Annotated in this window: 21 protein-coding genes; 14 read left to right on the forward strand and 7 right to left on the reverse strand. The window is 35.3% G+C overall.

Translation table 11 applies throughout. From position 1 onward, the window contains the following. Positions 1–17 precede the first annotated feature (17 nt). The 6 genes from ACQ76T_RS03770 (at position 18) to ACQ76T_RS03795 (ending at position 5933) form a co-directional block, all read left to right on the forward strand. On the forward strand, positions 18–1421 hold the full coding sequence (locus tag ACQ76T_RS03770) for a RagB/SusD family nutrient uptake outer membrane protein (protein WP_431342006.1): 1404 nt from the start codon (positions 18–20) through the stop codon (positions 1419–1421). Beyond that, positions 1411–3957: an alpha/beta hydrolase family protein gene (locus ACQ76T_RS03775; RefSeq protein ID WP_431342007.1), complete on the forward strand. Its 2547-nt coding sequence runs from the start codon at positions 1411–1413 to the stop codon at positions 3955–3957. The genes ACQ76T_RS03770 and ACQ76T_RS03775 overlap by 11 nt, the downstream gene beginning before the upstream one ends. A 444-nt stretch (positions 3958–4401) precedes the next feature. Then, positions 4402–4566 (forward strand): hypothetical protein, encoded by a 165-nt coding sequence (locus ACQ76T_RS03780; protein WP_431342008.1) that lies wholly within the window; start codon positions 4402–4404, stop codon positions 4564–4566. A gap of 51 nt (positions 4567–4617) precedes the next feature. Further along, positions 4618–4923 (forward strand): hypothetical protein, encoded by a 306-nt coding sequence (locus tag ACQ76T_RS03785; protein WP_431342009.1) that lies wholly within the window; start codon positions 4618–4620, stop codon positions 4921–4923. Positions 4924–4946: 23 nt separating this feature from the next. After that, on the forward strand, positions 4947–5546 hold the full coding sequence (locus ACQ76T_RS03790; RefSeq protein ID WP_431342010.1) for a hypothetical protein: 600 nt from the start codon (positions 4947–4949) through the stop codon (positions 5544–5546). Next, positions 5547–5933: a hypothetical protein gene (locus tag ACQ76T_RS03795; RefSeq protein ID WP_431342011.1), complete on the forward strand. Its 387-nt coding sequence runs from the start codon at positions 5547–5549 to the stop codon at positions 5931–5933. A 115-nt stretch (positions 5934–6048) separates the two neighbouring features. Here ACQ76T_RS03795 and ACQ76T_RS03800 read toward each other — a convergent pair whose 3' ends face one another. Genes ACQ76T_RS03800 through ACQ76T_RS03815 form a run of 4 tightly spaced genes read right to left on the reverse strand, consistent with a single transcriptional unit; the run spans position 6049 to position 8250 of the window. Further along, the gene (locus ACQ76T_RS03800) at positions 6049–6312 is read right to left on the reverse strand and encodes a hypothetical protein (protein WP_310026126.1); all 264 of its coding nucleotides are present in this window, start codon (positions 6310–6312) and stop codon (positions 6049–6051) included. A 24-nt stretch (positions 6313–6336) separates the two neighbouring features. Continuing rightward, positions 6337–7851, reverse strand: a complete 1515-nt coding sequence (locus ACQ76T_RS03805) for a MauE/DoxX family redox-associated membrane protein (RefSeq protein ID WP_431342012.1) — start codon at positions 7849–7851, stop codon at positions 6337–6339. Between the two features lie 10 nt (positions 7852–7861). Beyond that, positions 7862–8035 (reverse strand): hypothetical protein, encoded by a 174-nt coding sequence (locus tag ACQ76T_RS03810; RefSeq protein WP_431342013.1) that lies wholly within the window; start codon positions 8033–8035, stop codon positions 7862–7864. Next, positions 8032–8250 (reverse strand): hypothetical protein, encoded by a 219-nt coding sequence (locus ACQ76T_RS03815; RefSeq protein ID WP_431342014.1) that lies wholly within the window; start codon positions 8248–8250, stop codon positions 8032–8034. Before ACQ76T_RS03815 ends, ACQ76T_RS03810 begins: the two co-directional genes overlap by 4 nt. Positions 8251–8555: 305 nt before the next feature. Here ACQ76T_RS03815 and ACQ76T_RS03820 point away from each other — a divergent pair, with 305 nt between their 5' ends. Together ACQ76T_RS03820 and ACQ76T_RS03825 are read left to right on the forward strand one after the other, a co-directional pair. Next, positions 8556–10205 carry a helix-turn-helix domain-containing protein gene (locus ACQ76T_RS03820; protein ID WP_431342015.1) on the forward strand — a complete coding sequence of 550 codons (1650 nt, stop codon included), beginning with the start codon at positions 8556–8558 and terminating at the stop codon, positions 10203–10205. 76 nt (positions 10206–10281) lie between these two features. Continuing rightward, entirely contained in the window at positions 10282–11136 is an 855-nt protein-coding gene (locus ACQ76T_RS03825; protein ID WP_431342016.1) for an RteC domain-containing protein, read from the forward strand. A 54-nt stretch (positions 11137–11190) separates the two neighbouring features. On the opposite strand, the gene mobC is transcribed toward ACQ76T_RS03825, so the two are convergent. After that, a complete protein-coding gene (gene mobC, locus ACQ76T_RS03830) occupies positions 11191–13191 on the reverse strand; it encodes a conjugal transfer protein MobC (protein ID WP_431342017.1) in 2001 nt (666 codons plus the stop codon). Positions 13192–13353: 162 nt separating this feature from the next. Then, positions 13354–13719, reverse strand: coding sequence for a MerR family transcriptional regulator (locus ACQ76T_RS03835; RefSeq protein WP_431342018.1), 366 nt, complete (start codon positions 13717–13719; stop codon positions 13354–13356). A gap of 174 nt (positions 13720–13893) precedes the next feature. On the opposite strand from ACQ76T_RS03835, the gene ACQ76T_RS03840 reads away from it, so the two are divergent. Next, positions 13894–14784: an alpha/beta fold hydrolase gene (locus ACQ76T_RS03840; RefSeq protein ID WP_431342019.1), complete on the forward strand. Its 891-nt coding sequence runs from the start codon at positions 13894–13896 to the stop codon at positions 14782–14784. A gap of 124 nt (positions 14785–14908) precedes the next feature. Here the strand turns inward: ACQ76T_RS03840 and ACQ76T_RS03845 are convergent, their stop codons facing one another. Continuing rightward, positions 14909–15529, reverse strand: coding sequence for a hypothetical protein (locus ACQ76T_RS03845; protein WP_431342020.1), 621 nt, complete (start codon positions 15527–15529; stop codon positions 14909–14911). A 1940-nt stretch (positions 15530–17469) separates the two neighbouring features. Here ACQ76T_RS03845 and ACQ76T_RS03850 point away from each other — a divergent pair. The 5 genes from ACQ76T_RS03850 to ACQ76T_RS03870 all read left to right on the forward strand — a co-directional run bounded on the left by ACQ76T_RS03850 (position 17470) and on the right by ACQ76T_RS03870 (position 22720). Beyond that, positions 17470–17823 carry an NAD(P)H-binding protein gene (locus ACQ76T_RS03850; protein ID WP_431342021.1) on the forward strand — a complete coding sequence of 118 codons (354 nt, stop codon included), beginning with the start codon at positions 17470–17472 and terminating at the stop codon, positions 17821–17823. A 549-nt stretch (positions 17824–18372) separates the two neighbouring features. Next, complete coding sequence (locus ACQ76T_RS03855; RefSeq protein ID WP_431342022.1) at positions 18373–18957, forward strand: TetR/AcrR family transcriptional regulator; 585 nt, start codon at positions 18373–18375, stop codon at positions 18955–18957. Positions 18958–19041: 84 nt separating this feature from the next. Next, complete coding sequence (locus tag ACQ76T_RS03860; protein ID WP_431342023.1) at positions 19042–19779, forward strand: SDR family oxidoreductase; 738 nt, start codon at positions 19042–19044, stop codon at positions 19777–19779. 314 nt (positions 19780–20093) lie between these two features. Beyond that, complete coding sequence (locus ACQ76T_RS03865) at positions 20094–21383, forward strand: epoxide hydrolase family protein (RefSeq protein ID WP_431342024.1); 1290 nt, start codon at positions 20094–20096, stop codon at positions 21381–21383. Positions 21384–21418: 35 nt separating this feature from the next. After that, positions 21419–22720, forward strand: coding sequence for an epoxide hydrolase family protein (locus ACQ76T_RS03870; RefSeq protein ID WP_431342025.1), 1302 nt, complete (start codon positions 21419–21421; stop codon positions 22718–22720). Positions 22721–22854 lie beyond the last annotated feature (134 nt).

Genomic DNA, 22854 nt, shown 5'->3' on the forward strand with positions numbered 1-22854 from the left:
TGCTAAAAAAAATAATAATGAAAAATTCTAACATTAATATAAATCAATATCGTAGGGTAGTGAGGTTCTGTAGGAATATGGGAATGATACTGCTGTTTTTTGTGCTTCTTCTCTCCTGCGAAAAGCTGCTGGAAGTGGAAACCCCTTCCAATCAGATTGGAAAAGACAAAGTCTTTACAGATGTTCAAACGGCTAATGCGGCATTGGCTGGGCTGTATGCTGGGCTAAGGGATAACTCACCGCTGTCAGGTGAATCATTGGGACCACTGCTTGGAGTCTATACCGATGATATGGATTCATATGCCTTAACGGATACCAATGGTATTTTGGCCCTTTATCATAACCAGCAGACCGATACTAATTCCACGGTATATTCAGTATGGTCAACTGCCTATCAGCATATCTATTCGGCCAATGCCATTATAGAAGGAGTTAAAGCATCTGCTTTACCGGTCAATGAAAAGAATAGGATAGAAGGGGAAGCTCTTTTAGTAAGAAGCATTCTGCTATTTTATTTGCAGCAGGTCTTTGGAGCAGTTCCTTATCCGGTAACAACGGATTATACAATAAATCAGTCGTTACCAAGGGTGGCAACGGGAGAAGTACTTTCAAGACTGGAAACGGATCTTTCCCGATGTGCTGAGCTGCTCTCAGATCAGTACAGAGATGAGGAAAGGGTGTATCCTAACCGGAAAGCAGCAGAATTGATGCTGGCCAAGGTTTATATGCTGGAACAGGAGTGGGCTCAGGGAGAGACTATACTCAAAACAATTTTGAGAAGTCCGCTGTACAGTTTTCAGAATGATCTGCCAAAAGTGTTTCAGAAAGATTCAAAACATATCCTATGGCAGTTAAAGCCAGCAAATCTCGGTGATCCGGTTAAAGAAGCGATGCTGTATTACTTTTCAGGGGCAGCTCCTACCACTTATGCACTTTCTGAAAGTCTTTTGAATTCCTTTGAAGCGGGAGACCTTAGAAAGCAGCAGTGGATGATTCCGGTAATGGTAGGAGGAACTACGTGGTATCGTGTGAATAAGTATAAAAATACAACCATCAATAACACAGAGGACTCTATAGTGTTTCGTCTGGAAGAAGTGTATTTACTGCTGGCCGAAGCGCTGACTCAGCAGAATAAAACAGCAGAAACACTACTGTATATTAATCCGATAAGGCAGAGAGCAGGACTGAGTTCTTTAGCGCCGGTTTCAAAAGAAGTTCTGCTCAGTGAAATTCTTTTGGAAAACCGGAGGGAGTTTTTTACAGAAATGGGACACCGGTTCCTGGACTTAAAACGTAATAACAGACTGGAGGATTTACAGGCGGTAAAACCTAACTGGCAGTCCTTTCACAACGTTTGGCCTATTCCTCAGAAAGATCTGTTACTTAATCCCAATCTTAATCCACAGAATCATGGCTATTAATATCAGTAAACTTCTGATTCTTTTTTTTATTCTTTTAGGAATGGTCTGTTATGCGCAGGCTCATCAGGATTCAGTTAAAGACGAAAGTTCAATCTATTACAATATTGCTGTTAACAAGGTGTCTGATGATGGTAAATGGGTGGTGGCCACAAAGGTCTACAGGCAGAATTATGATACAGCTGTGGTGTTGGCTACAGGGAAGTCAGGATCCCAATCCCTGATAGGGACGCTTATTAAAAAATACCAATACTCCTTTGTAAAAGACAATCAGTTGTTGGCATTGGGACAGGGAAAAGCGGTTTTGTGGAATTTATTGACTGGAATGAAGAAAGAGCTGAAGACTGTTAAGGATGGAACTGAAGCAGAAAATATAACCCAGAGCGGGACGATGGAAAAAGGGCAGAAATATTTTTTTCAGACCAGTGACAGTATTATTCATATCTATAATACAAAATCTAAACTGCTGGAAGAGATAAACCGGGTGCAGTATTTCAGAGTCAGCAGTTCTGGATCTGTATTATATATCGTAAAAAAGGAAGGAAAAGAGATCCAGCTGGTCAAATATTTTGGTAATAAAGCAGATGTCATCTATTCCACACCGGGAATGATCCGAAGTTTTGAGGAAACACCTTCAGGGAGTTTCCTAATTCTTAAGGAAGAAACAAAGAGAGCTGGAGATACAAATAGCTCATCTCAGAAGCTTGTATTGTTCGATACCAGTAGAGGAAAGCTGATATTTCCTGATATGGATGACATGAGGCAGGATGAATATCTGCGTTGTACGGAAATACAAAACGGAAAGGCCATTATGATTACGGGAATCACCCATATTCCGGCAGAAAAATCAACAGTTGATATCTGGTATGGCAATGATGGTAATCTGGAGGCCAAGCAGGAAGGGGCCTTTGTAAAACGGTACTGGATATGGAAAAAGGAAGGGAATAAGGTGATAAAAATTCCTTCTGACCGTTTTTCAACTGTGGTAAGCCTGAATAACCCTGATTACTTTCTGATGTTTAACAAGGATGAACTGCAAAATTATTCAACCCTGTTTCCACCGGTTCATGGTTTTCTCTATGATCTTAACAAGGGGGCATATGAAGATCTTGGCATCTTGCAGGCAGAGGTTTCGGTGTCAGACTGTGGAAATCATTTTATATATAAAAATAGGGAGGACTTATGGGTATTGGTGAATACAGAAACAGCAAGAGGAGTGGTATTGCCCCAAAAGGATTTGAAAAAAGGCTATTTTAGTCCGGATAGCAAAACAATCTTTTTTGAGAGCAGCAATGATCTTTGGAAGTATGATGTAAAGGCAGGGAAGCTTACAGCACTTAATATCGATCAGGAAAACGAAGTAAATGTAGTCACTAAAGATGAAACTGATTTATATCCTGAGTCAGGTTATAATTTTAGAAAGAGTATTCTCAATATAAGTGCTCCGGTGCTCTTGTCAGTGACTCAGAAAGGAAGTATTGAGAAAACCTATTTGAAATGGGATAGAGGGAAACTTCAAACACTTATGGCTTCATCAGCTTCCAATATAACATGGTATAAGACTGATGAGTCTTTTAGTAAGGCTGTATATGTTGAAGAAAGTCTCAATGAACCACCGAAGATTGTCTATAAAGAGATAAGAAAGCAACAAGGGAAAGTTGTATTTAAGAGCAATCCTCAGGATAAAATATCAAAGATAATAAGGATGGAAACAATCAGTTTCAAAAATAAGGAAGGAGTATCTTTAAAAGGACTTTTGTATTATCCTATCGGATATGCCAGTGGAAAGAAATATCCGATGGTTGTTCACATTTATGAAGTACAGAGCAGGAATCCCAATCAATATTTATCCCCACTTAATAACTTTCCGGTAGGGTTTTCTATCAGGAAGCTTCTGGAAGAAGGGTATTTTGTGTATCTGCCGGACATCGTAAATGGATCTTCAGGAGTTGGCTTGTCAGCGTTGGACTGCGTAGAAAGTTCTTTGGATGCTTTGCAGAATCATGTGGGTATCGATGGTAAGAATGTTGGGTTGATAGGCCATTCTTTTGGAGGATTCCGAACTGATTTCATAGCGGGATATTCAAATCGTTTTAAGACTTATATTTCAGGAGCGGGAGCCAGTGATCTGACAAGAATGTATTTTTCTTATAATGAGACCTCATTCACCCCTTTTTACTGGCAGTTTGAAGAAGGACAGTATAATATGCATGCTTCATATGTGGAGAACAGGAAAATCTATAATGAAAATAATCCCATTGAAAATGTTCATAAAGTAAATGCTCCCATACTTTTATGGACTGGAACAGAGGATAAAAGGATTGTATGGGACCAGACTATGGAATTTTATATTGGGCTGAAAAGGAATAAAAAAGATGTCGTGGCATTGTTCTACCCGGGAGAAGCCCATGTTTTTACCATAGGTTCAAAGGCAGAGAAAGATTTAGCACTTAGGATACAGGATTGGTTAGATTATTTTCTGAAAGGAAAAAGAAATATTTCATGGATAGAGAGACAAATAAAAAAGGATGCACTTTAGCATCCTTTTCTATGTTGCTATTTACGTAATTAAGGAGGTGATAATACTATTGATTAGAAAAAAAAATAAGCCCATAGTTGTGACTAACACGCCTGCGTGCAAGAGATTCCCTTTTCAGTAAGCTTTCAGATAATAATAATTAATACTTTTTACTAATGTCGAAATTGTATTATAATTTGAAAGTTTTGAATAAGTTGGTGAATAGATTTTTTTTCTACTTTGGTTTCCTAAATAATAACAGGTAAATATTTTAAAAAAAACAGTGAATTTCTTTACTCACATCTCTATATTCTATATAAAGCATCAACGGAAATCTTTTTTTCAATCAGGAATTTCAGCCTGTTTACTATAACATATGTCGCCAATACTTATTTTATATCCGATTTTGAAAATAATTCGTTACAAATTTTAATTGTGTAATCAAAAAAGAAAAGCTAATAATCAATGAAAAAAATCTATATCAGTGCAGTATTCTTATGCACTGTTGTGTGGACTTCTGCCCAGGAGGTGGTGTGGCAGAAAGACATAAAATCCTCTACGCAGGATTTTCTAAGTCAGGTCATTTCCACAATTGATCAACAATACTTGATCACAGGAAGCTCAATTTAGAGCAGTAAGCTCCAGCAAAATAACAAACAAAACAGCGGCTATGATTTTCATTTGGTAAAATTAAACCAGCAGGAAGAAGAAGTTTGGGAGAAATACTTTTCAGGATCCAATCATGATTATCTGTCTGCTACAGTTACGACACAGGACGGAGGTTTTTTAGTAGCTGGAACCAGCTATTCTCCCAAAGGTCTGGATAAAAAAGATGATTCCAAAGGAGGATCTAATATATGGCTCATTCGAATCAATGAATTTGGAGATCAGTTGTGGCAAAAAACACTTGGAACAACAGCTGATGAAGAAGCAAGAGCAGTCATTCAAACTACTGATTTAGGGTTTTTTGTTGCCGGCAATATATAGCTGCTAAAAATTTGAATTTAAAAATGGATAGCAATGGCAAGGTGACCGGTAGTGTTAAAAAGGGAGCTATTGCAACATTAGCAGAATCAACGTTGTTGACAGCCACGAGAGACAGAAGTGTACTAGTAGAGGCTATAGCTCAAAGTAGTAATGTTGTAGAATCAGATAATACTGCAATATTTGGAGGAGCGTTCAGAGGAAGTAAAATTACTTCTTCAATAGATTCTTCGATCGAAGGTTCACCAAATAAGCTAACTCATGCAACACAAATTATTAATCCAACAGATTTAGGTATTATGGATGTATTTTATGATGCTATTAAAGGTGTTGGTGTTTTTCATGAAATATTAGAGGCTTATAACGGAACTGTAGATAGTCCCGTAACAGTTAATATGGTTGGAGCTAGAAACAGAACTATAAGCTATGATAGTTATATTTCAGCACATGAGAAAGCAAATCAGCAGGATCCTAGAATAAATTATAATTTAAGATCTAACAATGGGCCTGTGTCACGTTCAGCTGATGGGACTATAAGAATTAATAGAGAAATTTATAAAGATGTAAATGGAATTAGACAAACAAAACCATTAGGAGTGGTTGAAATTAAACCTAAAATAAAATAGATGAGAAATACCGTAGTTTTATTTATTGTTCTGTTGATAAGCTGCTCTTATAGTAAGCTTTCTAGAGATACTCGTTTTGATAATACCTATAAAATATTAAAAATAGATAGTACAAAGAGTATGTATTTGATTCAGTTTCAAAATGGAGCCCTTAAGGAGCTGATTTTATCTGAGAAAAACTGTAAAAAGAAATCACAGAATAAAAATAAAATAATTGTTGGAAAAAAATACGACTTAAAATTTACCGCTTTAGACTCATACTTTAATGATGACGATTTTGAAAAAATGGGATTTAAAGTCGATGATGTAGATGTTAAATCTTATACAGAGGGGAGTATATATTTTAGCAACAATCTTTGCGGACTCCATATTTGTGAGAAAGAATAATTATAATTGACATTACTTTGACCTAAGTATTTATCAGAATTGTAGTGTATCAAAAGAGTCTATATTAAGAGAAGGATGCCTGTTGGCATCCTTCTCTTTGTTAATAGATTTCAAATTACGGTAAGATTTCAAACAAATCTCCAAAACACTGTGAGCCACTCATTCTTTTCAAGTTATGAGGACCCGTAGCATCTGTGTAAGTGCAGAGTACCCCTGTGTTTACTGTTTCACAGTTTTTAACTGCTACGCAGGTGGGCTCTCCGAAATTTCCGACTCTGTATCCAATAGTAACAACTTTGGATGAACTTTCGATGTTTGATGCTAATGCACCTCCTGTGCCCATAATCACCAGGGCAGCAGGGATAAGAAACTTTTTCATAATAATTGAAGTTTTTGGTAATGCTTACTCTTTTTCCAGGTTTTCAGCTTCCCCTGTCGTAAAATATTTTACATTAGATGTTCTGTATTGGTAGCGGACAAGCTTTTTGCCAGCTATAGCATAGAGGTACTGATCGGTGACCATAATCTGAGAAACAGGTTTATTATCAATATGATCTAAGTAGAAGCTCCCAACATATTCCTGTTTATCTGTCCTGTAAATGTCAACAATGACTGCATTTCTCCATTGCTCGGCGCTTTCATGTTTCCCCATAAGATGAGATCGATTAAAAAGAAGCGGACCGCTGGCTGCTAATACAGAGTTAACCTTTAGAGGACGGGATTTTAATTTTGTATTTCCATCCGCAAGCTTAACGGGCTCAATCTGGGCTCTTGAGATCGTGTCAATGGTTTTGAATCTGTTCTTTAGCTGAAGCTGGTTATTCATAACCAGAAACTGATTTCTGTAAGCGTACATGTAGGTGATGCTGTTGTTTTTTACATCAGCAACCAGCTGTCCGTCAGCATCAAATATCCCGTCAATCTGCTTTTCCAGCAGTCTGTCATAAAGGGTGAACTTCGGATATCCAGTAAGCTTTAATAATCCTAATTCATATTCTCCTGTTTTACTGCTGCGTATTCTTACTGCGAAATTTGAAGAATCAATTACAGTTAGTTGGCTAAAATATACCTCATTATGACTGATGGTATGGGCTGCAGGATTTCCTGTTTTTCCTTTGTAAATAATAGGAACACTGCCATCATAGAGATAATACTCTGAATCTTTTACTCTTAATTGCAGATTAGTATAGGTAAAGTCTGTTTTATCGGGATATATCTGCATTTTTTGTAATGAGTTAAAACTATTGTCAACTGATGCGAGAACCAAAGGATTAGATTTGTTTCCTAAAAAAACATCGAATTTACTGTTTCCGGCAAAGTAATAATGTTCATTATCAAGCTGCAGGGTTTTATCCTTAATCAATGGGTGAATGAGAAAACGACGGGTAAAATTATTTTCTCTCTTAACTGTATGTTCAGAACTGATATAAAGCAGAATAACAATGAAAGAGCCAGTTAAAATAGTAGCGGATAATTTTATATAAACTTTATAGCTGTTTTTTTTGCGATTATCATAGAAACAAATCAATGCAATAACTGCCAGGAGTACGCATATAAGATTGAAAAAAAGATGCTCATTCCAGCTCATTTTTTCCAGGATTCCTCCACAGGAACAAGGAACGGATTCACTGTAGTGAAGGATCATATAGATATAGACAGTAAAACCGGTCATTATTCCTAATGAAAAAAATAAACCTACACCTCTAAAGCGTGGAATCAGCAACAGAATAACAATCAATAATTCAATAATAATTACCAGATAAGATACCGCTCCTGCATAAGCTGTCAGAAGAGGGGATTGTGCAATCTGTACCTGGAAATTTTCAAAATCAAGAATTTTACTTACCGATGCGTAGATAAACAACAGCACAAAAAAATAAGCAGTGAAAGTGGGGAATTGTTCAATGAGCTTTTTCATGGTATATTTTTTAGCATTGGTACAAAAGGATCCATATAACTTTTTGTCCGCAATAATCCGGCATTGCTGATTTCTCAGCAATAATGATCGTTGTAGTGAAAGTTCCTGTGTTTTTCCATAATCCGCTAACCGGACACTTTTGCCCTGATCTTACCGTAAGCGATGGAATTGATTCACTGTTCATTTGTTGTGGTTATTAGTTTCATTGGGTCTCCAGTGGTCACGATCTTTTGGAGGGTCTGTTTCCATAAACTCTATACTATCTGATATTGCAGATAAAATATTACTATGTAGGATGTTCTCCTTTGGATCTTCCATTGATAAAGGCTGATCCGGATGACAGGAATAAAGCATTATGGCAATTAAAATTCCTGTTGAAATGTAAATTAAGGTTTTCATGATCTGGGATTTAAAGGTTAACAATCCCGGCCGGTTTATATTAGAATTCTGAGAACGAATTTAGAGGAGAAATAGCCCGAAAAAAAAGGTGTATGGGCTCGATTTATAAATTATTGCGGTACGTTTTGTAAATTAAATCAAAATATAATTGTATTTTAAATAACTGATTGTCAGTATGTTTAAATTGGTGTTTAGATTCATTAAATTCCCTTTGTGTTGAAATAATATTGTTCTTGTTTCAATTTGTGTAATTTTGAATAATATTCATGTTATTTTAAAAATCCGTTATAAAAACTTTTTTTATTTTGAAAAAAGCAATATTTATTTTCGTATTTATTAGTCTTTTAATGAATGGTCAGAAGTTTTCTGACTATAGGGCCCGTTATGATAATTTTGATGAAAATGATGGGCGCGCACTCGAATTTGTTAATCCTTACATAAAAAAGGCTAGAAAAGAAGAAAACTATAAAGAATTATCCCAGGCCTACCGGGATGCTGTGTATTTTACTAAAGATAAAAAACTTGTTTATGCTGATAGCACAATATGGGCTGCGTTATTGTCAAAAGATTCTGATATTATAGGAAATGCTTATCTCACGAAGGGAAGTATCTATTATTTCACTTTACGCAAATATCAGAAAGCATTAGATGAATATTTAAAGGCCTGGACTTATCTTAAAGATTCAGACAACTCTTATCTCTATCACAAAAATATGTATCATATAGGGGTCGTCAAGAGTTATCTAGGATATTATGAGGAGGCTCTCAGCATCTTTTCAAAATGTAGAATATATTACAATAAACCCCATACTTCAGAATTGCTTTCCAATCTTCGACATAACAGAAAGAAAGGATATTTGAACAGTCTTAACCAGATGGGTATCTGTCTGATCTTTCTTGCCAGATATAAAGAAGCATCAGAACTGGTTGAGCAGGGAGTAAAACAATCTGCGAATGATAAAAATTTTGACCTTGAAAGAAGCTATTTTTACAAGCTTAGAGCCGTATTAAATTATATAAAGAAGAATGATAAAGAAGCTGTAGAAGATTTTAATACAGCTCTGGCAGGAATTCTAAAAGTTGATGATTTTACTAATGCTTCGGTCATTTATTTTCTGAAAGGAAAAATTTTACTGAGAAGCAAAAAGGATAATGAAGCGGTTTATTATTTCAAAAAAGTGGACTCAATTTTTGTAAAGCGTAATTTTGTACTGCCTGCGGTAAGAGAATCCTACGAAATGCTAATCCATTATTATAAAGATCATAACGATAATATGAATGAGCTTTATTATACCAAGCAGCTGCTGGCTTTTGATAAAATACTATCAACTGACTTTAAATACCTTTCTACAAAGATTCATAAAGAATATGATACTAAAGCTTTGAACGAATCAAAAGAAAGATTGGAATATTCATCTTTATATGGTTATGTGATTGCTTTTATATCATTTATTATTCTCTCTATCATCTCTGGCTTTAGATACCATAAAGTAAGGAGAAGCAGAGTAAAGGAAGTGGTTCATGATTTACCATTAGGTTCAGATGATGTGGTAGAACCAAAAGAAATTAATCATTCGGTAACTTCTAAATTACCGGAGCAATTGGTCAATGAAATTTTAGGCAAGCTGGATAAAATGGAAGAAAAAAGATTTTATCTTGAAAAAGGGTTAACACAGAATCAGTTGGCTAAAAAATTAAAAACCAATACTACTTATCTCTCTGCGATTATAAACCTACACAAAGGCTGTAATTTTAACAGCTATGTCAACCGGCTCAGAGTTGAATATGCTAAAGAAATGATTGCTAATGATAGTGAATGGCGCAAATATTCTATTGATACTATTTCAAAAGAATGCGGTTTTTCCAACCGTTCTAACTTTTCTAAATTTTTCTTTGAAATAACTGCTGTAAATGTCGTTGATTTTATCCAACAGATGAAACAGGATCAAAAATAAAGTGTTGATAATTCATTTCAACCTTACAGCCTTCCGATAGGGATTCATTTAAATTTTGTATTTTTTACTTAAAAATATGGATACAATACTGTTTTTTAAAAAATGTAAAAAATTACAAAATGGATTGGAACAAAAATTAGAGTTGATTGAATTTGAATGTTTCGACAATAAGGTAGAGTATTATGAAAAGTGCTTAATGGCTATTGATATTGGGATTAGAGAGATAAAATCAATGGTAAGTGATTTTGATTTTTCGACAGCAGCGAATGAAATCTATTTTTTTAAAAACCTAAAACCTCTGTTTATTTCTCAATTTATCTATTATTCAAAGTTATTGTCGATGGAAGCAGCCAAGCCCAATGCAGGACAGAAGAGTCTGAAAGAATATTATAGTGGTGAGCTGGAAATGATCAAATCATTTTATCAGGAACACATAGATTTTTACCAATATTATAGACTCAATGCTACTTTTCTGGATCAAAAGTATTTTATAAGAAATCAATTTGATATAAAAATGAAACTGAAAACAGGGATGTATGATTATGATGAAAAGTTTGCCACTTCTCATGATTCTATTGTTGCTCAGATTTTAGCCAACGACCGTTTGGAGAAGTATCTTTTGAAATCTATAAAAGAGAGTGAGGAACATGCTTATCAGAAGCTCACCGATCAGTCTTCTTTAACTTGGTCTGCATCTAAAGTAAATCTGATAGAACTGGTTTATGCACTTTATCATATGCACTGTTTTAATGGCGGAAATATTGAGTTAAGTGAGGTCATTAAATCTGTAGAGAAATTTTTAAATACTGATCTGGGAAACTTTCATAAGACTATATTCGAAATCAGAAATCGAAAACAAGGGCCTACGAAGTTTTTACATTTAATTACTGACAATCTTAACCAGCACTTTATGAATAGGGAAGGTGAATGATATCTATCTTAAAGCCTCAATAAACCGCTTCAATTACTGGGGCTTTACATTAAACTATTGCTGCTGGATCAGATATTGTAGATTGGGATCATTTTTAATTCTTTCTAATTCATCTGTGATGATACTAAGAATATCGGTTTTAACCTTATTGTAGTTATGGTTTATTTCTGTCTTCATATGATCCTTACCATCTTCATCATCAAAAGAACGAATTTGCGGTATAGGATGATAATCTTTCAACTCAGCAGAAAGTTTTGCATTATCTACAACAATTTCAGAATGAAATATTTTCTGTTCTATCCTCTGATCAAAATTATCTGAAACAGCACCCACAAAAAATCCTTGGGTTAGGGTGGAGATTTTAGAAGCGGGAATTAAATTATCTAACTGTGTTGAAATTGATGTCGAAGTGTCGTTTCTGTTAATGGACAAACTCTGTCTTTTTTGAAGTACTTTTCCGAAACGCTCCGATAGGCTTTTTGCGGTTTCACCCACAACCTGGCCGCTGAAGATATTTCCAACGGTGTTTTGAATAACCTTGCTTTCCTTATCCCCATAATCTCTAGTCAGTTGAGAAAAGTCCTGGAATCCCAGGCAAATTGAGACTTTATTGCTTCTTGCTGTTGCAATCAGATTATCAAGCCCCCTAAAATAAATAGTTGGTAACTCATCTATTATCACTGAACTTTTAAGTCTGCCTTTTTTATTAATAAGCTTTACAATCCTCGAATTATACAACCCCAAAGCTGCAGAGTATATATTCTGGCGATCAGGGTTATTTCCGACACATAATATTTTGGGTTCTTCCGGATTGTTAATATCCAGCGACAAATCATCTCCAGTCATCACCCAGTAAAGCTGTGGAGATATCATTTTCGATAATGGAATTTTTGCAGATGCAATCTGACCCTGAAGCTGATCCTGCGCCCCTCCTTGCCAGGCATCCATGAAGGGAGACAAATAGTTTTCCAACTCTGAATATGAAGTTAATATGGTAAATACATCTTCATATTTCTTATTCAAAAGCTCAATAGCGTGTGGGAAAGTACAATACTTACCTCCCTCATAAATTTTTAAAAACCAGATGATCGCTGCTAGCAATATAATGGGACTTTCGACAAAGAAATCTCCCTGCTTTTGTATCCAGCTTCGATTGAGATTCAACATGATGGTGTAAGCAGCCTCATAAGCATCGGAGATATCTGTCATGAAATTTGGATTTAACGGATTACATCGGTGGCTTTTTCGTGGATCATCAAAATTAATGAGGTAAAATTTCGGCTTCACTTTATATTTATCGCTATGCTTGAGCAGGTGATTGTAGGCAATGGATGAAAGGTCATCGAATTTAAAATCGTAGATATACATACTAAATCCTTTCTGTATATGCTGTTTAATATAATTGTTGATAACAGCATACGATTTTCCAGAGCCTGGAGTACCCAGCACAATGGATGCTCTAAAGGGATTCACAATATTGATCCATCCCTTATTCCATTTTCCTCTGTAATAAAACTGAGTAGGGAGATTGATGGAATATTCATTTTCTACCAGTTTGGTTTCTTGCCAAAAACTCTCATTTTCGTTATTAAAAACATCGTCCATAAGATTGGTACGAAGCAATCGGCTCATCCATACGCCGGCCATGAGCAAAGTGAGATAACCTAACGAGATCGTAAGGATATACAGCAATGTACCTATTGTGGGAGACAGTTTCAGTAATGGGGTATTCAGGAAGAATAGCACAAAGCCTACACTGAGTGCTACGTAAATTTTAGGCCAGGTTATCTTATCATTCTTTACGCCTTTAGTTCCTAAGCAGCTTAAAGCTATTAAAACCACAGCGAATGCTTTGGTGTAAGAGGTTTGTGAAAACAAACCTGTGGTCCGGTTGAAATTGGATAGTATTTTATTGATGAGCTCTAATGTCCAACCTTGTTTTAAAAAGAATTCGTAACAAAACCAGTACAGGTGCATCAGCATCAAAAGGATGCTTACACTTCTCATGAAAGCCATAATTTTGGCTAAACCTCTTAAATCGTCTTCTCCCTGCATATCTCAATGAATTTAATTTTTGCAAGTGAATGTAGAAACTATTGAGAGTGACTATAAGAAGGTGGCAGTATGTAGTGGCAAGTGGAAGTGTTTGACCATAATAAAAACTAAAAAATAAGAGATGAATGGTAAAAATAATAGGTGTCTAAAAGCAGTATAATTTTAGTCTTCTTTATTTCTAATATTGCTTTTACACAAAGCAATTTGTTTTTTCATTGTCTTTAATTCTTTTATCTTTTGATCAATTTGTACTAACTTAAGATCAAGAACTTCAATTTGTGCTTTTTGGGAAATTTCTTTTTTATACCAAACATCAACAACTTCTTTAATTTCTGACAATGTAAATCCAACCGCTTTTGCCATTTGTATAAATCTAAGCTTTTCTACAATTTCATCTCCATAATAAACATAGTTATTAGTGGTTACTTCCTTTTTTATTTCTCCTCTAAAAAGACCGCTTTTTTCGTAGAAACGTATTGTTCCAATCGGGATACCCGTTTCTTTGGAAAGTTGATTTATTAATTTCATATGTTAAATTATCTTAAATGTATAAACTATGTAGTATACTGTATACTTGTGTGTTGTAAAATTAGTACATATTTTTGCATATCACAAGCTGGCAATTAAATAATTACTGTATTGTACAGATTAGAAATAATTTAATAAATAGCTTTTCGATTCTAATGACAATGCTCTTTTAATATGATAAATACCAAAAATTTTGCTCCCGATGAGCTCATTAAATTAGTTCCAAATTTCACTAGTCATTATGCTGATGTAAATGGAGTAAAACTCCATTATGTAATGGGTGGACAAGGTGAACCTTTGATATTGATTCCGGGCTATCCTGAAACCTGGTGGGCATATCATAAGGTAATGCCCCTCCTTGCGACTAAATTTCATGTTATTGTTGTGGAAATGAGAGGAATGGGAAATTCAGATAAACCGACAGATGGGTATGAAAAAAAGAACATGGCAAAAGACATCTTTGAACTCGTAAAAAAATTAGACTTTGAAAAGGTTTATGTTGGCGGACATGACATTGGTGCGCACGTAGCATTTAGTTTTGCCATGAACTATCCAGAAACAGTTTCTAAATTGATTATGCTGGATACCCCGCATCCGGATACAGGAATGTACCATTTGCCAATGTTGCCTGTATTGGGCGCCGACTATCTTTATCCTTGGTGGCTTGCATTTAATCAAGTAAAAGAACTTCCTGAACAACTTCTTGAGGGGCGTATGGATATCGTCATTGAATGGTTATTTAAAAACTTATTGAAGGATCAAAAAAGTATAAGTGATTTTGATAAGTCTGTTTATACCGCTGCCTATAATGACAAAAATGCAATTCGAGCGTCAAACGCTTGGTATCAAGCATTTCCAAAAGACATTGAAGATAGTAAAACGTATGATAAACTTACAATTCCCGTAATTGGAATCGGTGGTAGTGGATATGAAATATTACAAATGGCGTTACCAAATAGTACAACAAATCTCCAACTAAAAAAAATAGAAGATAGCGGACATTTTATACTTTCTGAAAAACCAAATGAAACAGCTGAATTAATGATGAATTTCTTAATGAAGTAATACTGATAAAAAACAAATATCATTTCAGTAATTCGGTACATTGAACATTTAAGGCTTTATTTCTCTATGAATAGAGCCTTTTTAATATAAAAATATTTAAAAATAATTACAGGTTTAAAGTCTACTAGCGAAAACCTCTTTTCCTGTTCTTCTTCATTTTATTAACAAAATCCTGTTCTTCATAATCTTCTCCCTGCGATTGGGGCAATAGACCTCCCAGTGCTTCAATCCAATTGTCTTCTTGTTTGTCAGTTGTTAAGAATTCGAACAGATGGAGTGGATTTTTTACAGGCATATCAACAGGATGTGATGTTGATAGTTGAGGGCTTGATATTCCCGGATCTTTTATCTCTGGCTTAATATTCCTATTCCAACAATCATTAAAGTTATTGGCATAAAGCTCTTTTCCTAATCGTGATCCATTCCAGACTGTTTTAGAATGATGATCTATGAATGTTACCCCATAGATTCTTCCTTGTTCATTTCTCCGAATGACAGTATCAATATGATGCATCGATAATTGTCTTTTAAAATCAGACTCATTATCTGTGGACTGAAAAGTTTTAAGAATAAGAGATTTTAGAATTTTTTGTGCAGGATTATTTTTCAGATTGAGTTTGCATTTCTCAAAATGTAATTGTAAGCTTTTAAGCCCGGCTGTTTTCCAAAATAAAGAAGCTTTAAGTGCATGTCCTGTCTTTTTTCCATCATCAGATAAAGGAAAATATAATAAACCCCTTTTCAATTTCCCATGCAATTCACCTTCTATCTGTTTGGTAGAGTTTTATCCCTTTGTTAAGGATATTTTGGATAAAATGCAGCTGTTGAATAAAGGAGACATTTTATGGGATAAAACGAAAGGATTTATAAATTTTCAATGTACTCTTTTGTCTTCACATCATTTAGAATATCTGGTGATCCCTTTTAAATTTTTATTTAATTACATAGTTTTCTGGACAACCTTTTGTATTCTGTTGGGATTATCTATTTTTATTTTATCTTATCTTATCTTATCTTATCTACAGTTGATATCACCCAAGAAACATGGTCAATTGAAAAGATTGCATTATTATATCTTCCAACAATTATTCTGCATGAACTGGGGCATATTGCTGCTTGTAGAAAATTTTCAGGAAGAAATGGAGAAATTGGTTTTGGAATCTATTTTATCTTTCCTGTACTATATTCTAATATCTCTGCACTTTGGCATTGTAATAAGCAGGAGAGGATTATCGGAAATCTGGCAGGAGTTCATATGCAGTTGCTATGTATGTTGTTATTTTATATTATTTATTGTTTTACTGATCTGCATGGCTTTGCAACAATGGCATATATAATCTCTCTATATTCTTTAGTACAATTAATCCCTTTTATCAGATCTGATGGATATTGGCTTTTAATGGATATATCTTCTACTCCAAATCTTCACTTGAGATCTTTTACTGAATTCAAAAATTGGGTAAGGAGCCCATTGAGCTGGTTTAATGGAAAATGTAAAAAGGACTATTTTATTCTTTTCTATGGAGTTTTTAACCAAACTGTTTTTGGATATTTTATTCTGTTTCAGTTAATTTATAATTGGAAAGAAATTATTTTTTTTCCGGAAAAATTAGCAAAAATGATTAGCAACATTTTCACATCTGATTTTTCCCTATCGTTATTGTTTGAATTTCCTTTAACTATTGTAGCTTTCTATATCATTTGTTTCAGACTGTTATGGAATTTAATCAAGAAAATGACTTTTAGCAGACAATAATTGAAAGTCGTTTTTGATAAGAAAATTAAAAACGACTTTCCAGAATTGTAAATATAAATAGATTGTTTTTTTACATACGAGCCTACAATACTTAATATTCCAAAGTCTATCGATCTACCCTTTTTCTAAAGTCTAGATGGTTTCTTTCCCCCTCCATTTTCTACTTTTCGATAGTGTTTTTTAATCAATAAAAGGGGGATTTTAAAACTAAAAGACAAATAGTGACAGTATTATGCTGTTTAACAAGATATTATTGCAGAAAGTAGAAAATGTGTAACTCAAGATCGTTGTGAAAATTAACATACAAACATTTTATTAAACGTATAATATTTTTGAAATGAAAAAAATGATAAAAGAAAATCTTGAGCGGCTATTGATAAAATGACTTGGTCAATAGAAATCTTTTTTACTCAATTTATAATGAATTAAAATATAAGATCCAAATGGTTACCACTGTATTTATTTTTATAAATATCGCGGATTTTTATAAGCAACATTTTTCAAATTAACTTATCCCCCTCATTTTATAATGTTGCTTTCATTTTCGTTTTTTTAAATTAGGGAGGGGGATTATTTTATACACAAATTTTGTGATCGATGTTTTTGTGAGGTTGAGTAAAATAACGTATTTGAGAATAGTTTAAAATTGTTAATTTCGTAGGATGTTGGGCTTAAAATTTCAGTGAAGCCCGGATTTCGTAAATGTTTGGAATATGAGACACTGCAAAAGATTACCCAACCGCAATATAGACAAATACAGCCTATAGCAGAACTTCAACCTTATCAACAATAAGCTGCCTCAATTCTTTACACATAGCTTAACGACATCGAATTCTTAAAAAACAACCAACGGAAAGTATCGCAATCTGGGAGTTTATTTTCAGCCTAATGCAATGGGTACAGGCTGATATTTCGGATGAGCAAAGTCTTTGCAACAATGGAAAAACAGTAAAGCGGTTTTTCTGCTTTCTTCCCCAGAACCTGATTTTATTGAAGGACAAAAAAATGTAATTAAAGTAGCAAAACAATTGGGTATAAAACACATTGTGAAACTTTTATCAGGTGATGCTGACAGCAATTCACAATTTTACATTCCTAGGATACACGGAGCCGTTGATGATTATTTAATAAAATCAGGAATTAATTATACAATATTACGGCCAATGGGTATAATGCAAAATTGGCCAGGCGACATTGCCAAAAGTGTAAAAAAGGAACGAAAATTTTACGAAGCAACAGGAAAAGGTAAAAGGGTGCACGTAGGCCTAAGAGATATTGCTTAGGTTGCTTTTGAATGCCTGACTGAACCACAGAGAAGCATTATAATAAAACGTATCTCCTTACCAGCGATAGAGCAGTAAATTATTATGATGTTGCAAGAATAATTAGCAAGACAATCCACGATAAAACTGAATATGTTCCCATTTCATTAGAAGAAGTAAGGCACGACATGAAAAAACACGGGATGCCTCTTCCATTAATTGAAACATTTATTTCGTATGATGCAGCACAACGAAACGGTGAAAAGGAAGTAGTTACTGATTGTGTTCGAACTATTTTAGGAAAACCGTCACGAATGATAGAAGATTTTCTTAAGGATTATAAAAAGGCCTTCTGTTGAAAACGAAATAAAAGAAGACAGCTCAAAAAAATTAATAAATAATGAAAATGAGACTTGATTGATCGTAAAAATCCCCAAACTTTATTTTTATGTAACGTTTCAAAAGAGCTAGATCATTCATTTTATTGACAAAAACTATAAAAGATATCTGAAAATTAATTGTGTACTGATTAGTACAAATTAATATCTTTGCGGTATCAAAATATAAATCATGGCAGGCAGACCAAAAATATTTAGCGAGCAGGAAGCAATAGGAAAAGCCACTGAAGTCTTTAGAACAAAAGGGTATGATACAGCCTCTGCAGATGAGTTGCTGGCAGCCATGGGAATAGGAAAAGGAAGCTTTTATCTGGCTTTTAAAGGGGGGAAAGAAGAGTTATACGTCCGTTCTATCAAGCAGTTTGCTGAAAATTTTAATCAAAAAATAGGCAAGGCTGTGGAAGATTCAGAAGATCAGATTGAATTTATAAGACAGTTTTTTTTAAGACTTGCAGATGCCACAGAGTGTGATATTGAAAGAGGCTGCTATCTTGGAAATGCCCTGGTTCAGCTTTCTGAAAAAGATGACGAGATAAAAAAAATAACCGCAGAACTATTGAAAGGCTTACAGAAAATCTTCGCTAAAGCCATTAAAAAGGCCCGTGAAAATGGACAGATAAAGAACCAACAAGATCCTGAAATTTTGGCTTGGCATCTTACCAACCTCTGGAACGGAATTCATGTAACAAGACGAATGGAAAGCTCACCTGAAATGCTTCGGGCGCTCATTGAAATGAATCTGGAAATGTTAGCGTAGTCTGAAATCAATGAAATAGAGAAAAGAGGAAAATTTTTAATCAATTTTGTACTAAATGGTACAATATAAATAAAGCAAATTATTATGAACATTACAAACAATACGATCCTGATTACCGGAGGAGGTTCAGGGATTGGTTTAGCAATTGCGAAAGCATTAAGTCCTGCGAATAAAATCATCATTGTAGGAAGAACAAAAGAAAAATTAGAGCAAGCAGCGAAAGATTTGGAAAATGTTTTCACCGTGCAGGCAGATATTACTGATGAGGCCGATGTAAATAGGTTATACGAAGAAGTAAAGACAACTTTTGGCGGCATCAGTATTTTGATTAATAATGCGGGGAATGCATATGCTTATAATCTGGCAGATGAAGAAGATATTTACAGCAAAGCATTGGCTGAGTTTACTACAAACTATTTTGCGCCTATTCGTTTGACAGATAAATTTCTTCCTCTTTTAAAACAACAGAATGAAGCAGCTATCGTAAATGTTTCATCTATTGTTGGATTTGTTCCCGGTTCGCATGTTCCAACCTATTCCGACTCGAAAGCAGCACTTCACTCTCACACCAGGCTGTTGAGATATGAACTGGCAAAGAACACAAGTGTAAAAGTTTTCGAATTGATGCCCCCGTTGGTCAACACAGATTTTTCCGTAGAAATAGGAGGCAGAGAAAATGGAATTCCGGCTTCGGATGTTGCCAATGACTTACTAAAGGCTCTTCAGGAAGATATTTATGAAATTCGTGTAGGAAATACAGAATTGATTTACAACAGCTTCTTTGCTGCTACAGAAGGTGCTTTTACCACTTTTAATAATTAAAAAATTCCATAAGCCCTTTCTGGGGCTGAATCCATATATTTTATCTCTCACAGGTTTTCTTGTGAGAGTTTTTGCGTAATTGAAATAGGAAGTATATCTGTCGAAGAGAATATCAAAAAAATACTTCGAATATAATGCCCGTAAAAAATTATCTAATGTACTTTTTCTGTAAGCCTGATTGTTCGCACCACATATTTCCCTGTTTGGCCGTGAATATGTCTATTTGAAACGATTGTTTATTGAGTACGAAACACTGTAAGCATACATTTGTCGCAGCAAAATCAAATAGATTATCAACTCAAAATCAAAAAACAATGAAAACAAAAGTAACACAAATCCTTACGCTAGCTATTTTCGCACTAAGTACTCCTCTCAGTATAAATGCACAGGCTACTCAAACAACTCATCAAGTTTCGAAATCAGATGTAGGTATCAGACCTTTTAAGATCAATATTCCACAAACTAAACTTAATGAACTGAAAAGACGTATCCTGGATACACGTTTTCCAGATAAAGAAACAGTGAAAGACGAATCACAGGGAATTCAGTTGGAGCAATTAAAAGAATTGGTCGATTATTGGGGAAATGGCTATGACTGGCGTAAGCTTGAAAATAAACTGAATGCTCTTCCACAATTTGTTACCAAAATTGACGGTCTTGATATTCAGTTCATTCATGTACGTTCAAAAGAAAAAAGAGCATTGCCAGTAGTTCTTACCCATGGATGGCCTGGTTCCCCTTTGGAATTCATTGATGCTATCGGTCCGCTTACCGATCCTGTTAAGTATGGAGGAAAAGCAGAAGACGCATTTGACGTTATTATTCCTGCTATTCCCGGTTACGGATTTTCTGAAATTCCTAAAGAAACAGGTTGGAATCCTGATCGTGTTGCCAGAGCTTGGGATACACTTGTAAAACGTCTTGGTTATACAAAATACGTATCTGAAGGAGGAGATCACGGATCAGTAATATCAGATGCTTTGGGAAGACAGGCTCCTTCGGGATTACTAGGTATTCATATAACGATGCCGGCAACAATTCCAGCCGAATTGGTAAAACCGATCAATGCTGGAGATCCCGTTCCTGTAGATCTTTCAACAGAAGAAGCCAAAGCCTATAAGTCTTTGAGTACATTCTTTGGCAGAAATGCAGCTTACGGAGGAATGATGGTAACAAGACCTCAGACCACGGGTTATTTACTTTCTGATTCTCCCACTGCGCTTGCCGCATTTTTGTATGAAAAAATTGCGGAATGGACGGAAAGTGATCTTAAACCAGAAAAAGTAATCAGCCGCGATGCAATCCTGGATGATATAACATTATACTGGCTAACGAATACAGGAGCATCATCATCTCGTTTCTATTGGGAAAATAATAACAATAATTTTAGTGCTGAACATCAGAAAACTAAAGACATAAAGGTTCCTGTAGCGATTTCTGTTTTTCCTCACGAAATCTACCAGGCTCCTGAAAGCTGGTCAAAAGCAGCATATCCGTCATTATATTATTATCATAAAGCCTCTAAAGGTGGTCATTTTGCGGCATGGGAACAGCCTCAGGTTTTTACAGAAGAGCTTAGAGCAGCATTTAGATCTATTAGATAACAGTAAATTCTTCATCATTTAAATAAATCCAGACAATGAAAAAGAAGATTATAACAGCTGTATTTTTAGCAGCATTTACCATAGCAACAACGCCGATAAGCTATGCACAAACCTCCTTGAACAATACAGTGAAAACCAACAAGGATGAAAGTATAAAACCATTTCATATCAAGATACCTGAATCCAAAATAGTTGATTTGAAAGCACGTTTGCAAAATACAAAATGGCCTGATCGTGAATTGGTGAACAACGAAACTCAAGGTGTTAAGCTTGAGACCATGAAATCACTGGCGGATTACTGGAGTACCGGGTACAACTGGCGGAAAATTGAGTCCAAATTGAATTCATATCCGCAATTCATTACCAATATTGACGGTGTGGATATTCATTTTATCCATGTACGTTCGAAAAATAAAAAAGCTTTACCCATGATTATTACTCATGGATGGCCTGGATCAGTTATTGAACAGCTGAAGATCATTGATCAGCTTACTGATCCGGAGAAGTTTGGAGGAAAAGCGGAAGATGCATTTGATGTGGTTATTCCTTCTATTCCGGGGCACGGCTTTTCAGGAAAGCCAACTGATCTGGGCTGGAATCCTGTTCATATAGCAAAAGCATGGATCAAACTGATGGACCGCTTGGGTTACAATAAATATGTTGCACAGGGTGGCGATTGGGGAAATGCAATTTCTGAGAATATGGCTCTAATTGCTCCTGAAGCTCTGCTTGGAATTCATACCAATATGGCAGCTGCAGTACCTCATGACATTTCTGACGCACTGGCAAAAGGAATAATGCCCCCGAATCTGGATGCTGATGAAAAGAATGCATTTGAACAGCTTGATTTCTTTTATAAAAAAGGATTGGGCTACGCTCAGGAAATGAGCCTGAGACCTCAGACATTGTATGCGATTGATGATTCACCCATAGGGCTTGCAGCGTGGATGCTGGATCACGATGACAGGAGCCAGAAATTGATTGCCAGAGTGTTTTCCGGAGGACAGGAAGGGCTCTCAAAAGACGATATCTTAGACAATATTTCGCTATACTGGTTTACCAATACAGGGGTTTCGTCTGCACGTCTTTACTGGGAAGCTTCCCAAGGTTCCACTGCAGGATTTTTTGATCCACGCGGGCTTAAAATTCCTGTAGCAGTCAGTGCTTTTCCTGATGAGATTTATGCGACACCAAAATCATGGGCACAGCGTGCTTATCCAAAACTGATCTATTTTAATAAACTAGACAAAGGAGGGCATTTTGCAGCATGGGAACAGCCCGAACTTTTTGCCCGTGAGATGAGGAATGCATTTAAATCATTACGTGTAAAGTTATAAGAACACCCAAAAATACAGAATCCAAAGAAATCAGGAAATTAACAATAGAGACGTAATTAACCCAGATACACTGCTTATTCAGACAATTGATAGTGTGTACGTAGCTGAGTTGTAAAGAATAATAAATATCCTTC

Source organism: Chryseobacterium sp. JK1 (genome assembly GCF_050632815.1).
Taxonomy (GTDB): domain Bacteria; phylum Bacteroidota; class Bacteroidia; order Flavobacteriales; family Weeksellaceae; genus Chryseobacterium.

What these genes read in the sequence shown, in the direction of transcription:
- ACQ76T_RS03870 (WP_431342025.1), top strand. Translation starts at nt 21,419, where the DNA reads ATGAAAAAGAAGATTATAACAGCTGTATTTTTAGCAGCATTTACCATA.
- ACQ76T_RS03815 (WP_431342014.1), bottom strand. Translation starts at nt 8,250, where the DNA reads ATGAAAACCTTAATTTACATTTCAACAGGAATTTTAATTGCCATAATG.
- ACQ76T_RS03795 (WP_431342011.1), top strand. Translation starts at nt 5,547, where the DNA reads ATGAGAAATACCGTAGTTTTATTTATTGTTCTGTTGATAAGCTGCTCT.
- ACQ76T_RS03770 (WP_431342006.1), top strand. Translation starts at nt 18, where the DNA reads ATGAAAAATTCTAACATTAATATAAATCAATATCGTAGGGTAGTGAGG.
- mobC (WP_431342017.1), bottom strand. Translation starts at nt 13,191, where the DNA reads ATGCAGGGAGAAGACGATTTAAGAGGTTTAGCCAAAATTATGGCTTTC.
- ACQ76T_RS03775 (WP_431342007.1), top strand. Translation starts at nt 1,411, where the DNA reads ATGGCTATTAATATCAGTAAACTTCTGATTCTTTTTTTTATTCTTTTA.
- ACQ76T_RS03855 (WP_431342022.1), top strand. Translation starts at nt 18,373, where the DNA reads ATGGCAGGCAGACCAAAAATATTTAGCGAGCAGGAAGCAATAGGAAAA.
- ACQ76T_RS03805 (WP_431342012.1), bottom strand. Translation starts at nt 7,851, where the DNA reads ATGAAAAAGCTCATTGAACAATTCCCCACTTTCACTGCTTATTTTTTT.
- ACQ76T_RS03800 (WP_310026126.1), bottom strand. Translation starts at nt 6,312, where the DNA reads ATGAAAAAGTTTCTTATCCCTGCTGCCCTGGTGATTATGGGCACAGGA.
- ACQ76T_RS03810 (WP_431342013.1), bottom strand. Translation starts at nt 8,035, where the DNA reads ATGAACAGTGAATCAATTCCATCGCTTACGGTAAGATCAGGGCAAAAG.
- ACQ76T_RS03790 (WP_431342010.1), top strand. Translation starts at nt 4,947, where the DNA reads ATGGATAGCAATGGCAAGGTGACCGGTAGTGTTAAAAAGGGAGCTATT.
- ACQ76T_RS03835 (WP_431342018.1), bottom strand. Translation starts at nt 13,719, where the DNA reads ATGAAATTAATAAATCAACTTTCCAAAGAAACGGGTATCCCGATTGGA.
- ACQ76T_RS03825 (WP_431342016.1), top strand. Translation starts at nt 10,282, where the DNA reads ATGGATACAATACTGTTTTTTAAAAAATGTAAAAAATTACAAAATGGA.
- ACQ76T_RS03865 (WP_431342024.1), top strand. Translation starts at nt 20,094, where the DNA reads ATGAAAACAAAAGTAACACAAATCCTTACGCTAGCTATTTTCGCACTA.
- ACQ76T_RS03780 (WP_431342008.1), top strand. Translation starts at nt 4,402, where the DNA reads ATGAAAAAAATCTATATCAGTGCAGTATTCTTATGCACTGTTGTGTGG.
- ACQ76T_RS03840 (WP_431342019.1), top strand. Translation starts at nt 13,894, where the DNA reads ATGATAAATACCAAAAATTTTGCTCCCGATGAGCTCATTAAATTAGTT.
- ACQ76T_RS03860 (WP_431342023.1), top strand. Translation starts at nt 19,042, where the DNA reads ATGAACATTACAAACAATACGATCCTGATTACCGGAGGAGGTTCAGGG.